General features: G+C 31.0%; 6 protein-coding genes and 5 pseudogenes. 8 read left to right on the top strand and 3 right to left on the bottom strand.

The window, feature by feature from the left end; genetic code table 11:
* Window positions 1-330: 330 nt before the first annotated feature.
* Complete coding sequence (locus AC0OM3_RS06565; RefSeq protein ID WP_061884460.1) at window positions 331-684, bottom strand: hypothetical protein; 354 nt, start codon at window positions 682-684, stop codon at window positions 331-333.
* Between the two features lie 572 nt (window positions 685-1,256).
* Here AC0OM3_RS06565 and AC0OM3_RS06570 point away from each other — a divergent pair.
* Complete coding sequence (locus AC0OM3_RS06570; protein WP_061884459.1) at window positions 1,257-4,538, top strand: VaFE repeat-containing surface-anchored protein; 3,282 nt, start codon at window positions 1,257-1,259, stop codon at window positions 4,536-4,538.
* Between the two features lie 78 nt (window positions 4,539-4,616).
* Here AC0OM3_RS06570 and AC0OM3_RS06575 read toward each other — a convergent pair whose 3' ends face one another.
* Complete coding sequence (locus AC0OM3_RS06575; RefSeq protein WP_061884458.1) at window positions 4,617-4,871, bottom strand: SunI/YnzG family protein; 255 nt, start codon at window positions 4,869-4,871, stop codon at window positions 4,617-4,619.
* A gap of 261 nt (window positions 4,872-5,132) precedes the next feature.
* On the opposite strand from AC0OM3_RS06575, the pseudogene AC0OM3_RS06580 reads away from it, so the two are divergent.
* Window positions 5,133-5,366, top strand: a pseudogene (locus AC0OM3_RS06580) (hypothetical protein); the annotation flags it as partial.
* Between the two features lie 200 nt (window positions 5,367-5,566).
* On the opposite strand, the gene AC0OM3_RS06585 reads toward AC0OM3_RS06580, so the two are convergent.
* Window positions 5,567-7,045, bottom strand: a complete 1,479-nt coding sequence (locus AC0OM3_RS06585; RefSeq protein WP_061884457.1) for an Lsa family ABC-F type ribosomal protection protein — start codon at window positions 7,043-7,045, stop codon at window positions 5,567-5,569.
* A 1,024-nt stretch (window positions 7,046-8,069) separates the two neighbouring features.
* Here AC0OM3_RS06585 and AC0OM3_RS06590 point away from each other — a divergent pair.
* The 6 genes and pseudogenes from AC0OM3_RS06590 to AC0OM3_RS06615 form a co-directional block, all read left to right on the top strand.
* Entirely contained in the window at window positions 8,070-10,799 is a 2,730-nt protein-coding gene (locus AC0OM3_RS06590) for a putative bifunctional diguanylate cyclase/phosphodiesterase (RefSeq protein WP_474211198.1), read from the top strand.
* 157 nt (window positions 10,800-10,956) lie between these two features.
* A pseudogene (locus tag AC0OM3_RS06595) lies at window positions 10,957-11,437 on the top strand (tetratricopeptide repeat protein); the annotation flags it as partial.
* A 497-nt stretch (window positions 11,438-11,934) separates the two neighbouring features.
* Complete coding sequence (locus AC0OM3_RS06600) at window positions 11,935-13,203, top strand: glycoside hydrolase family 5 protein (protein ID WP_474211199.1); 1,269 nt, start codon at window positions 11,935-11,937, stop codon at window positions 13,201-13,203.
* A 231-nt stretch (window positions 13,204-13,434) separates the two neighbouring features.
* Window positions 13,435-13,821: pseudogene (locus AC0OM3_RS06605) on the top strand (fascin domain-containing protein); the annotation flags it as partial.
* 1,303 nt (window positions 13,822-15,124) lie between these two features.
* Window positions 15,125-15,305 (top strand): annotated as a pseudogene (locus AC0OM3_RS06610) (VaFE repeat-containing surface-anchored protein); the annotation flags it as partial.
* Window positions 15,294-15,413: pseudogene (locus tag AC0OM3_RS06615) on the top strand (IS6 family transposase); the annotation flags it as partial. The pseudogenes AC0OM3_RS06610 and AC0OM3_RS06615, both read left to right, overlap by 12 nt.
* Window positions 15,414-15,525 lie beyond the last annotated feature (112 nt).

Raw genomic sequence — 15,525 nt, forward strand, 5'->3', positions numbered from 1 at the left:
TTGGAAAGAAGCTAAAATGAATTGAGAATTACCGATAAAAATGAAAACGAGCACCTTATCTAATTGTGAGAGGGTGTTCGTTTTTTGCTATTAAACAGAAAATAATTATAAATATATTTTGATATCCCCATTGCTAACCTACTAGATTGTGTCAACGAGAGAATGTCTACTATAAAAGATATTAAAATAAAGATGATGTAACATTTAGCTACATTATATGGGGAAATAGAAAAACCACTCTTATATGAGTGGTTTTTAGTAATTATTTTTAGGTTATACATTTAAAATTAGGCTAAGTTATAGAAATAATAAACATTTTATCCGTTGTTATTATTTTGGTTCTGGATAATGATTGTAGTATGAGATTCTAATAAATTCTTGGTAGACATTTGTTAATTTGGCATCTCTAAGAGCATCGTTGAATTTTTGCATACGTACACTCCCTTGAGCGTAGCCTCCACCTGGAGTATAAGGGTTTCTAGCTTCAAAGTCATCCAAAAATACTTTTAATTTTTTATAGTCTTGAGATTGATAGAAAGCCACGGCCTCTTCAGGAGTGACATCAAAGTAAGAGGATGACGTTAAGTTATAAGAAGCTGCTTGAGCAGTAGGTGCCTCTAGCATAGTTGCAGCTCCACCGAACATAGTAAGCGCCATAGAAGATACAATAATTTTTTTAAACATAATAAAACCTCCATGTAGAATATTGGATTAATAGTAATCCTGTAATCATTATAGTTACATTGAAAATGATTATCAAATGCAATATTGCATAATATATCCCGCTATTTTTGGGCAGTAAGACTCCCGCCCAAAAATTAAATGAAAGCAAAGAAGTTAGAGGGGAATCGGGCGGATTAAAGTTTCACTTTATTCTTTGAACAAGAAGTCACCTTTATATTTAAATGGAGGAGTATAATAGATTAAAAGAGGTGTATAAATTACTCAGATTAATAAGAAAATGAAAAGGCTATTTTTAATAGGGGGAAAGCTTAATAATTGGAGTAAAGGAATTGCTATTTATATATTTAACATACATATTTGTCTTTTAAATTGTAGGCATGTTTTAGAATTTGTATATAGTAAATTCGTTAAAAAACTTGATAAATAATAAAATGTGTAAATTTTTTGACTATTTTATTAAAATTATTTAATATTTGTAATTTATTGTTTTATAATGATAATTGGGTCGATCGTGAATGTTTTAGATATTGCGATATATACTCGAATTAATTTATTCTAGGGAGGTTACAAAATTGGGTAAGAGAGTCATTATAAGAGTTTTTACATTATTATCAGTACTGGTATTATTCCTTAATGTATTTTTACCTAGGGCTAGTGCAGAGGTTATGACGCATGAGAAATATTCAATGGACTGGAGTTATAGTAACAGTCTAGCTAAGTACATTCGCACTGAAATGATTAAAAATTCAAGTGGTCAAATTGCTTATTGCTTAACTCTTGGATTAAAATCACCAAATGGTGAAGATCTTCCTGAAATGGGGAAAACAGATAATGTAGTATATAGAGTCTTATTAAATGGTTTCCCGCAAAAAAGTGCTGAACAGCTGGGAGTAGCTAATAAAAATGAAGCGCATTATGCAACGCAACTTGCGGTTTGGAATGCATTAGGTCAACTCGATGTAAATGAATTAAAACATGAGAATAAAAATGTTGAAAAAGCAGCTAAGGCTATTATTAGTAATGCTAATAATAGTGAAGAGACTCAAGATGTTTTTATGAATGTGATTCCTGCTGAAAAGCAAAAAGCAGAATTAAAGGGTGAATTCTTCGAAACAAATCTATATTCAGTACAAACAAATGCTAAGAGTGGTTCTTATAAGGTAGTAGCGAAAAATGCACCTAATGGAGTTAGAATTGTTAGTGAAAATGGAGAAGTGAAAGATCAGCTTTCAGTTGGAGAAAAATTTCGTATCCAAATTCCTAAGAATACAAAAACGGGTGAATTTAATTTAAGTGTTGCTGCTAATTTAACTAAAGTTCAAGCAATTGCTTACCGTGGTACGGATACTGTTCAGAATGCTACAGTACTATTAGAAAGAAATGAAGAAAAGCTTAGTAGTGATCTTGCAGTAAATTGGGAAGCAGCTGGTTCTTTAAAAATTAAAAAGGTTGGAGAAAATGGAGAAGTTTTAGCTGGTGCAGTATTTGAGGTCTTTAATACAAATAATGAATCAGTCGGAAAAATCACGACTGGTGCTGATGGTATGGCAGAATTAAACAACTTACCAATTGGTACTTACACATTAAAAGAAATTAAAGCACCAACAGGCTATGTTTCAGATGATAAACCACAAACTATTGAAGTTAAGACAGGAGAAACAGGAGCTGTCCAAATAGTAAATAACAAAGTAAAAGGTAACATCGAAATTAAAAAGCTTAGTGATTCAGGAAAGATTTTACCAAATGTTGAATTCACAGTCTTCACTGAAGATGGAAAAGAAGTGAAAAAAGTAGTAACAAAAGAAAATGGAATTGCAAACGTTGAAGGTCTTACGTATGGTAAATATTATTTCTTAGAGACAAAAACACCTAATGGATATGTTGGAAATAAAACAAAGTATCCTTTTGAAATTAAAGAGCACAATAAAACACTTACTTTTACAGTGGAAAATACCGAAGTGAAAGGTAGTGTAAAATTACTAAAAGTAGATAATGAAGATATTAGTAAAAAATTAGAAGGTGCAGTATTTGAATTGAAAGATGAAAGTGGAAAAGTAGTTGGGAAATATAAGACAGATAAAAATGGCGAGATTAACGTCAAAGATTTAGCGTATGGTAAATATTCATTTGTAGAAAAGGCTTCTCCAAACGGTTACGTTCTTGTTAAAGAACAAATCGTGTTCGAAATAAAAGAACATGGGAAGATTATTGAGTTATTGGCAGTTAATCATCTTATCAAAGGTGATCTAGAAATTACAAAGGTAGATGTGGCTGATGGAAATAACAAGCTTCCAAATGCAGAATTTACGATTTATAACGAAGTAGGAAAAGAAGTAGTAAAAGGAAAAACAGACGATAAAGGAATCGCTAAATTTGAAAAATTACCATTTGGAAAATACACATATAACGAAACTATTGCACCAAAAGGCTATGTATTAAATGAAGAAACGTTCTCTTTTGAAATTAAAGAGAATGGTCAAATCATTAAACACATTGTCAAAGATGAAAAGATTCCTTCAATAAAAACAACAGCTACTGATAAAACAGATGGTACAAAAGAAATGCACACGTCTAAGTCTGTAACAATCCAAGATAAAGTGGAATACAAAGATCTACAAGTAGGTAAAGAGTACACTTTAAAAGGTAAATTAATGAATAAAGAGACTAATAAACCATTAGTTGTAAATGGTAAAGAAGTAACAGCTGAAACGAAGTTTACACCAAAAGAAGCAAATGGTTCTATTACATTAGACTTTACATTTGATGCAACTGGTTTAGAAGAAAAAGAAGTAGTAGTATTCGAAGAGTTACTGAAAGACGGAAAAGTTGTTACGACACATGCTGATATCAATGATAAAGGTCAAACAGTTAAGTTCGTTAAGCCATCAATAAAAACGACAGCTACAAACAAAGCTGATGGTGGAAAAGAGATTCATTCAAAGGATTCTATCACTATTCAAGACAAAGTAGAGTATACTAACTTAGTTGTAGGTAAAGAGTACACTGTAAAAGGTAAACTAATGAACAAAGCTATTAACAAACCATTATTAATTGATGGTAAAGAAGTAACAGCTGAGACTAAGTTTACTGCAAAAGAAAAGAACGGTTTTGTAACATTAGACTTTACTTTCGCTGGTGCTGAACAGCAAGGAAGAGAAGTAGTCGTGTTTGAAGACTTATTACATGAAGGTCAAGTAATTGCAACTCACGCTGACATTAACGATGTAGGTCAAACAGTTCGATTTGTAGAACCGTCCATTAAAACGACAGCTACAAACAAAGCTGATGGTTCTAAAGAGTTAGACGTTTCTAAATCTGTAACAATCCAAGATAAAGTGGAATACAAAGACTTAATCGTGGGTAAAGAGTACGTTGTGAAAGGCAAACTAATGGATAAAGCAACAAACAAACCATTATTAGTTGATGGTAAAGAAGTAACAGTAGAATCTAAGTTTACTGCTAAAGAGAAGAATGGTTCTATCACATTAGACTTCATATTAAATGCTTCTGAACTACAAGGTAAAGAAGTAGTAGTATTTGAAGAACTGTATCAAGATAATATATTAGTAGCTATTCACGCTGAAATTGAAGATAAGGGGCAAACAGTGAAATTTAAAGAGGTAAAGCCGGAACAACCTAAACCAGAACAACCAAATTCAGATAAAAATACGCCAACACCAGAGCAACCTAACGAGCAAGTAAAAGAACAACCACAACTTAAGAAAGAAATTCAATCTAAAATTGGATGGTTACCACAAACAGGTACTAATCTTACAAGTTGGATCTCTATGGTTGCAGGAGCATTACTATTAATTGTTGGTGGAGTGATTTTCTTAAAACGTAAAAATGCATAGAAATTAAAAAATAAGCACATCTGTTTTTATAACAAGATGTGCTTATTTTTATCATTTTAGCCAAGAAGACTCCTATATTTAAGCGTGAATGGCATTTAAAATAGCAACTTTATTTGTAGTAAACAATACATAATTTTGTTTTACTGTTTTAATTAAAATACGGTCTGTTGTCCCATAAGCTGTTCCAATACATATTACATCTACTTCTTCAACACCAGCATAGGTAGCATCTTCGGTAACCTCAATCACATCACGTAATGGAATTATAATCTCCGCCAATTGCCATGAAATAATTAACTCTTCATTTGTTTTTTTTACATTAATGCCTAGCATTATACCAAGACCTTTCAATAATAATAATATGCTATACTTCTGATCTTATTATATAAATTTTTAGATTATTTATCTATATATAGGAATAGAATTTATTTCTATTTGTGAGCATCTTAATGATGTCAAACAAATAGAAGGATATACAGTCTTTCTATTAAGAAATATGTTAAGAACAAAATTTTACTTCAAATTAATATGAATTTGATATGGTTGAGATATTATGAACGAGAAACAGTAAGAGTTGCAGGAAGGAAATGAATAATGAGACTTAAATTAGTAGGGATTTTCATTTGTGTAATTATGATGTTAGGTATCTTTATAATTTACACCAATCAATCTATTGCTAAAGAACCAGATAAGATGAACTATGAATCTCGTGAAAACTTCATAAATAAAGAGAAAGATAGTAGAGGAAAAAGGCAATCAAAATACAATGAAAGTTCTTTTGCTAGTATACAGGCTGTAGTTAATAAGGAATATGGATTACCCGAAGACTTAGTGGACAGGATTGTTACTGCATTAACAGATAAACCTAATGTGTAAATTATTCAGTGTTTATGAATTCTATTATTACTATTTAAAGCCTAATTTCTCAATGTATTGTAGAGAAATTAGGCTTTTTTAATCAATTCATTAAAGTTTTTATAATTCAAGGACTCAAGTTAATGATTATATTTTCAAGTATTCGTTTTGAGCTACATAGATATAGTTTTCGTTGCAACTGTTTGTTGAAATATTTTATCATGCTCAACAATAACCATTGTGGGATTAAATTGTTGAATAAGTTCTTCAATCTGCATACGGGAATAGATATCTATAAAATTTAGTGGTTCGTCCCATATATATATATGAGCTTTTTCACATAAACTTTTAGCGATAAGCAGTTTTTTCTTTTGTCCACCAGAATAATGAGATATATCTTTTTCAAATTGAATTCGGTCAAAGTCCATCTTACTTAGGATGGACTTAAATAAGGTTTCATCAATCTTGTGCTCTTCAATAAAGCCTGATAGCGATCCCTTCAAATGAGAAGTATCTTGTTCGACATAGGAAATGATGAGTCCTGTACCTAAATTAACTAAGCCTGTATGCTGTATCGGATGTCCTAGAATTAGTTTTAGGATACTACTTTTTCCGCTCCCATTCGTTCCATCAAGTACAATTCGGTCACCTTGTTCAACTATGAAGCTAATCGGCTCATTCACAATTTGATCATTGTACTTAACGGACACGTCAACTAAAGTAACCAATTCATTTGATTTAAATTGCAATTGTTCCAATTTTAATGACTCAGTTTTTTCCACATTTTTTAGTAATTTTGATTTTTCCTCAATAGCTTTTTGTTGCCTTGATTCAAGGTTTTTTGCTCTTTTCATCATCTTGGCTGCTTTATGTCCTACAAACCCCTTATCCAACTTAGAGCCTGAATTCCTCGTTCCATTTTTTGAAGCTTCCACGTCATTAGACCAACTTGCTGAACGTTTGGAAGACTGTTTTAATCGCCCTATGTCTTTTTGTAGACGCTCATTTGTAGCCTTCTCGTGTTCTTGCTGTCTATCAAAATTTAACTTCCAAGAAGAATAGTTACCACTTTGAACTTCAATATTTGCTCTATTAATAGATAGGATATGGTCAACGCACCCATCTAAAAAGATTCTGTCATGTGAAATTAAAATAAATCCTTTTTTCTTCCTTAGATAATCGGAGACTATCTTTCGTGCATCTGTATCTAAGTGATTTGTTGGTTCATCAATTAATAGAAATTGACCCGCATTTAAAAACAGTGCAGCAAGCAACACTTTTGTTTGTTCCCCATTTGATAATGTTTTAAATGGTCTGTACATGACCTCAGCATCAACATTTAAATAGGATATCTCACGTAGAAGTTCCCAATCTGCAGCTTGGGGACAAATTTCTTCAAGGATTTCATGAGTGAATTTGTTCTTATCTGAAACAGAGTAGGGGAAGTAATTGAATTCTACTGAAGCAAGGATTTTCCCGCTATACTCATAATTCCCTAACAATAAATTAAAGAATGTCGTTTTACCTCGTCCGTTTCTACCAATAAATCCTAGCTTCCAATCCGTATCTATTTGGAAGTTTACACTTTCAAAAATATTATCAAAGCTACCTGGGTATGAAAAAGTTAAGTCTTGGACCTTTATCATTGACATAATAATTCCTCCTTTATATATCGAAACGTTTCATATAAAGTCGGAACATCCATCCATTTTTTAATTCCTCTATATAAGTTTGATGGATATTAACGACTTATATAGAGCATTACATGTGTAACAATAGTATCTGAAGTACTCATTTTTCTCGCTCCTTTATTTGTGAAGTACATTTAACAATTAGTAAGTTTCAACTAAGACAAACGGGAATAAAAAAATCCCCCAATTTGTAATCGGAAGGATTAGTCTTTCGTCTATACTTAATAAGTACTTATTAATCATTTGAATCATGACAAATAAAGTATGAACTGAATTTTAAAAATGGATAGACTAACCCTATATTTTGTAGTTTGAAGTTATAAAATTCAACTTAAAATATAAATTAGTTAATCATTATTCATCCATCATTCCTTTCATAATTCTATTTTTAGAGTAACATTCTTTTTAGGGAGATGCAATATTAGCTTCAATTTCATCTAATTCTAAATCATTTATAATTCTTTGAGTAAGGAGATAAAACTTTACCGCCCTTTTTATAAACATCACATTTTTGTTCAATAGGTCATGTCTTTTGTCCGTTAAAAAGGGAGGATATGAAATTGACATCAACTTTTTGTGTAACTATAATAGTTACAGTTGGTTTCGTAAATTAATTTGAATTTCTATTTTAACGATAGTATATTTTCATTCCTTTTTAAGTGTGACAGATAGCAACTAACTATAATCCAATAGAGGAGTAGATTCTATCTCATATGTAAAGAGTAGATAAGTTGTACCCGCCAAATTTACGATGCGCAAATACTTAAAAAACTACATTTTTCAGCTTATCCTTTTTAGAATCCTCAGTATTAATAATTGTAAACATCTACAAAAAGTTAACAAGACTGTTGTATGTAGAAAGAAATCTTTTAAAAAGGTCATAATATGGATAATAGGTAGCACACATTTAAATTTACTAGGAGTTGTGCCACTATCAAGACATTTTTTAATAAAAGTATAGAAAAAACTCAAGAAGGTGAGTCCATTGCGTAAGCATGCATATGTGCAATTTTATGTATTGATATTGGCTTTAATAGCTTATATAAGCTTTTGCTTTATATGTATATTTGTTTTTCCAAGTCTTTATTTCGTATCAGATTTTAATATCCGACTATCATCTTTAGTCGTTGAAACTACTGTATTTATCTCATTACTGTATTCTATATTATCCCAAAAAATTAAGTTAGGAGTATTCTGGGTTTGCATTACTATTGCAATAGGGTGTTTTTTGATAGGAAATTTCATATCCGCTTTTCAAGTACTTAATGTAGAATTACCAATACAAAATTTTAATATTTCTGATGTATTTCTACTGTTTTTCTTATTCTTCTTTCTTTTTGCGTTCTTTTATAAAATTATGATGGAATGTAACAAATGGGAGAAAGCGTATTTACTTTGTGATTTATGCATTGTTGTTACTGCTATTTTTACATTAGAGTGGTACCTATTTAATAAACCATCTGCAAATATTTTATTCTTATCAATTGGAGATGTTTTTCTCTCATTTATTTTTCCAATTATAGATTTATTGCTTCTATTACTTGGAGTTACACTGATCTTTCGACCTGCTATTTTCAATGCAAAAAGTAAATTGTTTATTTTTATCCTAGTATTAACTGGATTGGCTATTACGGACTATTTGTATTTTTACTTACAAGGTGATTTGTCAGAGCGTTCAGTTATATTTTTAAGGTGTTTGTATAGAGTTTTCCTATTATTTATCGCTATTGCTGCTACAATCCCAAAGAATACTTCTTCTAAAAGAAATTATTTTATTATTAATCCGACATTTGGAGAGAAACTTCTTGGTATATTCCCTTATCTTGCAGTTGCAGTCTTAATTGGCTTTACTTTGAAAGAGCAAACTTCTTCAGCTACATTGATTACGGGAAATTGTATTGCCTTTGTATTTGTACTGATTCGTCATACAATCGTACGAATGCAAAACAAAGATTTAACTGAAACATTAAAAGTGTTTAATAACCAATTAGAACAAACAATATCTCAAAGAACAAGGGATTTAATAAACAAATCTAATGATTTGGTAAAAAATCAAGAAAGGTTTAAGTCATTATATGAGTATCATCCGGATCCTATTTTAACGATTGATTCAAACGGTATCGTATTAAATATAAACCAGGCTGGAAGTATGTTATTAGGAAAAGAAAGTGCTGCATTGATAGGGAAAGAGTGCTTCTCTATTTTTTTAGATGAAGATAAATCTGAATTGGAAGCAGCTATAAAGAAAGGGAAACGATGTAGTTCATCTTCACTACAGTTACGTGTGAAAAATAACAATGAGAAGGATATACTCTTTTGGTATGTCACTATAGTTCCTATTATGATAGAAGGACAAACCTTTGGGAGCTATGTAATGGTAAAAGACATAACAAGGATGAAACAACAACAGGAAGAGATAAATTACCTTGCATTCCATGATACGGTGACGGAGATTGGAAATCGTATATTCTTCCAACAAGAATTAGATAGATCTATTAAGCGTGCACAAAAAACACAGGATAAGTTTGGGCTCCTGTATATTGATTTAAATCGCTTTAAGACTATTAATGATACATTGGGTCATTCGATTGGTGACAAGGTTTTAAAAGAAGTTGCCAAACGTTTTAGGACATGTCTGTCACCGACTATTCCTCTAGCAAGAATAGGTGGTGATGAGTTTGCAATCATTATCCATAACCAAACAGAGCGACAGTTATTGGATTTGTGTAAAACTCTATTTCGTATAACTGAAGAACCATTTGTAGTAAATCAGCATAGTTTTTACTTATCTCTTAGTATAGGAATAGCAGTGTATCCATTTGGAGGAATAAATACTACTACACTTTTACAACACGCTGATATCGCTATGTATAGCGCAAAGGAAAAAGGTAACAATGCTGTTTGTATGTATGACGAGACATTATCTCAAAAAGTAACTCGTCGATTACGATTAGAACAGGATTTACCAAATGCAATTGAAAATAATGAGTTGTTTTTATTGTATCAACCACAAATTGATAGTAAGGCAGGTAAGGTTATTGGTGCAGAGGCTTTAATACGTTGGCAACATCCAGAGCTTGGGCTGATTTCTCCTTTTGAGTTTATACCTATCGCAGAAGAAACGGCGCAGATTATTTCAATTGGGAAGTGGACGTTACAGAAAGCGTGTCAACAACTGAAAGAATGGCATTCTGCGGGCTTTTCAAATCTAAAGATGGGGATAAATTTATCAGCTATAGAGTTTGAACAGAAAGATTTTGTTCAAACCATTATATCTACCATAGAAGAGATAGGAGTACCTACTAATTCGATTGATTTGGAATTAACAGAGCGAATAGCAATGGTAGATGAAAAGGAAACCTTATCGAAGTTAAAAGCATTAAAATCATATGGTGTACATTTATCAATTGACGATTTTGGTACAGGTTATTCTTCATTAGCGTATCTGCCTCTTTATCCAATTGATACTTTGAAAATTCCAAGAGAATTTGTTAATAGGATTGGAACTTCTACTGATGGAGATGAAATTATACAAACCATTATTTCACTTGCTCATACTTTAAACATGAAAGTGATAGCAGAAGGGGTAGAAACGAAGGAACAATTAACAGTGTTACAACGTACTGCATGTTATCTAATTCAGGGCTATTACTACAGTAAACCTGTAAATGAAGATGAATTTATTGGTTTTTTAAGTACAATACAAAATGAATAAGTGAAAAATCAGTATATGTATGAAATAAAGTGAAAAGACGATCTATCCATATGGATTTGAACGTCTTTTCATTTTATTTTCAGTAGTTATGCAGCAAGGTTTCAGCCTTTGAAAGTAAAATAAGTATCTATATTCCTTGTATTTAGGGCTAATGCGATATGAGGTGAAAGTTGCTTCTTGTGAAACCGCATTAGGGACAGCTCGTATATTCTTAAAGCAATTTGAAAAAGCGGAAGAACATTTCAATCGTTCCATTGACCTTTTGCAAAAACATAATGAAGAAAAATTGATTTTAATAGTAAGGCATAATCTAGGACTATTATATGCAACTCAAAATTTATCTAAATTAGCAATTCGTCATTTATCAGAAGTGACAGAGAAGAATATTGCCCATTTTAAAGCATTGTTCTTACAAGCGCGTGAACACTATAAGCTAAGAAAAACAAATATTGTAAAAGAACTTATTGAAAAAGGATTAGCAGTTTGTATGGAATTAGGAAATGAAGAGTATATCATTTCAATATTTTACGTTCTCTTAATGAAGATGAAGCAATTAAACTCTTAGAAGAAGTGAAAAAAGTATTTCTTACTTCGAAAAGCAAGGTTTATGGGATTTCGTAGAAGAATATGCAGATCTAAAAAAGGAAGAAATTATACAATAATCACATGCTATCATTTTTAATAGCTAATTAACAAAAGGACTTCAATTATGGATTCTCTTTGTTAATGGGATAATGCTTTAGTTTATCTAATTATAACAATATTTGTAAAAAGTGTAAAAGGGTCCTAGTTTGGAGGAGGAATTATTTAATCTTTTTTATTTAATAAAAGGGATGATATTTAGTTATCTGCGCTTCTTAATTATGTTTTTTATCACAATTTGAAGTAAATTTCAGTTAATCTTATTTATTTTATAGGAATTATAAGTTATACTAAAAGTAGGTGCAAAATGTACCATTTGAAAAAGAGTGCATTGCAAAAAGGAATCCGTAAAGGATTCCTTTTTTGTTTCTTTTAAAATGAAGCAACGTTCTAATTATCTCTTTCTTTTTTTATAAATGAACTACCAATGTATAAATTTAAAAAGGTATTTTTGGAAAATTGCCATATTCCTGTAACAAAACAAAGGTATGTTATGTGTGTTAAATATAAAGAGAAAGAAGGAAAAGTTGTGAAAAAAGTTTTGCCAATTGTTGCGTTATTAGGCATGATGAGTTTTGGAGTACAGGAAATGAATGTAAGAGCTGATACATACCACAAGGGCGATTCAAAAATTAGTTTTTGGGATTCGAAAAGAAAGGGTACTAATTTCATGAATAGTACGTCATTACCTGAAAACTATAAAAGTGCAAAAGAAGCTAATATTGAATATGTACGTTTAGCACCTGATAAATGGGCAAAAGATAAAGATTTTCTATTTGAGGATAAACCAGATACTTCTGGAAAGGATTTTCTGATAGGTAATGCAGATAACTATCGGGGATTAGTAAAGGAAGATCTAGAAAAATTAAAGGCGGATTTAGATGCCGCACAATCACAAGGAATGAAAGTCGTTCTTACAATGTTATCCTTACCTGGTGATCGATGGCGTCAATTTAATAATAATAAGAATGACGACAGAATATGGGAAGAAGAGAAGTATCAAGAACAAGCAAGTCAATTTTTGAAGGACCTCGCTCTGGAACTAAAAGATCACCCCGCGGTGGTTGGTTATAATATTATAAATGAACCACATCCAGAAACAGCTAAAAATAATAGATATAATGATTTTTGGACGGAAGATTACGAGAAATGGTATGCAAAAGTAAAAGGAACGACAGCTGATTTAAACAGATTTTATGAAAAGGTGATTAACTCCATTCGTGAAGTGGACAAAGAAACACCGATTATTTTAGATTCAGGTTTATATGCTACTCCATGGGCCTTTAAATATTTAAAACCAGTAGAGGATAAAAAAACACTATATGCATTTCATATGTATGAACCATATGAATTAACGAGCCAAGGTGAAAAACAAAACAAGGAATATCAATATCCAGGATTAGTAAAAGTAGGGGATTTAGAGAAACCTGTAATGTGGAATAGACAGGGATTAGAGAAGTTTTTGAAGCCAATTCAACAATGGTCTAAGAAAAATCATGTACCATCTAATCGAATTATTGCAGAGGAGTTTGGAATTAACCGTACTGTTCCAGGTGCTACTCAATACATGCAAGATCTTATTTCTATCTTTAACCAAAAAGGATGGCATAAATCATTCTATGCATTCCGTGAAGACACATGGACAGGGATGAATTATGAATTGGGAACAGAAAAAATAAAATGGGATGAAGAGGGTAAACCGATGCGTCAAGATAATTCACTCTGGGATGTAATAAAAAAAGATTTACAAACGCGTAAATAGTTTAGAATATTAGGTTTAAGGACTAAATGTAAGCATCTAATTCAAATAGAATTAGATGCTTTTTATTTCGAAAAAAGGTGGAGTTGAATTAAAGGTTCCATCTTTTCTTTTGCATAAAGAGTACCAATCAGGTTTATTTACAACGAAAAATAAGATTTTTAGAGAATAGCTTAGAAAAAATTGTGGAGGTTTAAACAAATGTGGTCACAATTGTTTAAACCTTTAAAGTAAAATGGAAGTTGGACAGTTGCTATACAGGCAGCAAATTTACAATATGTTTCGGCTGAGCCTTCGGGAAATATAATAGCAAATCGTAATGCAGTTAATGAATGGGAGAAATTCGAATTAATTCGGACTGGGGAATTATATACGTACGCTTTAAAAACTAAAAGTAATGGGAAGTATGTTTTGTTTGAGCCAAATGGTAGAGTAGTAGCAGATCGTACATCAATTGGTGCATGGGAAAAGTTTATCTTATATAATGGTGGAGACAATAGGATATATGTATTACAAGCACTAAGTAATGGTAGATATATATCAGCAAATGGTGGTAGAGAATTAACAGCTACTAGTTATGTAGCTGGAAGCTGGGAAAGATTTGTTATTGTATACTTCTAAACTTTGAAGTGTTATATATCTAAATGATAATGGCATGTTTAGTTGGTATAAATACCTAATACAATAAAGTTTTAAGCATGTAATACAAGTGTATATTAACGTGTAAAAGGGCTGCAAATAATTAGCAGTCCTTTTTGCATGGACTTACTGAGGTTATAATGAGAAGAAAAAGAACCCTATAGGGTTCTTTTTCAAGGCATATTAACAGTAAGGAGAATCATGAAATGCTACTTCAAATCTTTATTAGGGGAAAGATTTTGAAAAAGCTTAACATGTATTTATTTTTACATAAATGTAAGATGTAGTAAATTGATAATGTTTATACTTACTATTACTAATATTCAATTAAGATAGTTAATACTATTTATATAGTGTTAACTGGTGTATAGTACAGTATAGATTTAGAAATTTAATATTAGATTACATTTGTTAAAAAAGTTAATAGATATATTATTTCAAATTCTAACTAACATTTAAACGGTTTTAATTGAAATTGGTTGTGTATTAACTCTTATAAGCCAATAAAAGTAAATAAAATAAACAAAGACCCTGTAATAAATACAGGGCCGGATACAGGGTTAAGGGAACGCATAGTTTCTTAATATCATAGTAGCATATATTCTTTGTATAGCTACATGAGGATTTTGACAGAATTAAGAACAAGACAGAAAATCTGTAGGAAAGCAAATATAGTGCTGGAAATGTGATTTTAAATTAAGCTATAGGTATATTGAAATGGATGAAAACTCTTGAGTACCATGATTAAATTGCCTTTAATTAGTGAGGGTTTAGGTTAGAGGGATAATTGAATCTACTGAAAAGAAAAAATGTTTTTTAGATTAAAAGAAGAAAAGACACCTTTTGGGTATCTTTACTTTAGGTAAATAGTTCACATATTGCTGAATTTGATACAAAAACCATAATTCGACTACGAAGTAAATCCTAACATAATCTGAACAGAAAAAATATGTAATATTACATTTTTAGTTTTTAATTGAATATTAGAGCAGTAACGTAAATAAAAGGGCATGCAGTCGTATCTGCAGCTCTTTTTAAGAGGAATTTAAGATACCAACAGGACGCGTATTGGTAAACAGGTTCAAAAATAGTATATGTGTTAAGAAAAAGTCCTATACAAAAAAATTACTGTAAGTAAGCCTATTTGTATGTGAAATAAAGAAGGGCCGTCCTATTTGGAGGGCTCTTCTCGTTTGAAGAATTAATATTCAAATAGTTTATCCATTAAATTTTGAATTTCACGTTTTCTTTTTTCTTTTATCAATTGTATACTAATTACCCTCAATTATTAATTGAGGGTAAAGAAGTAACTGTTGAGATTAAGTTTATTGAAAAAGAAAAAAGGTTTTGTAAAGCTAGCCATTACTTTCGTTGGTACTAAACAGCAAGAAAGAGAAATAGTAGTGTTTGAAGACTTATTACATAAAGGTCAAGTAATTGTAACATACCCTGATGTTAATCAGATTTGGAAAAAGAAAAACAAATTTACATACTATACTTAGCATCTAGATGAGACTTATATCAAAGTCAAAGGAGAGTGGGGTTATCTTTATTGTACAAGGGAGCAAGATGGAGTTAATGATGAATAGTTAATTTCATAATTAAGAAATAGTTAAGAAATAGTTAAGCCCGGTTTAAAATTTGCTTTCTATACTAAAAACATAAGCATACAAGAAAGTTGGTGTT

The organism is Bacillus sp. FAU20 (genome assembly GCF_056033865.1).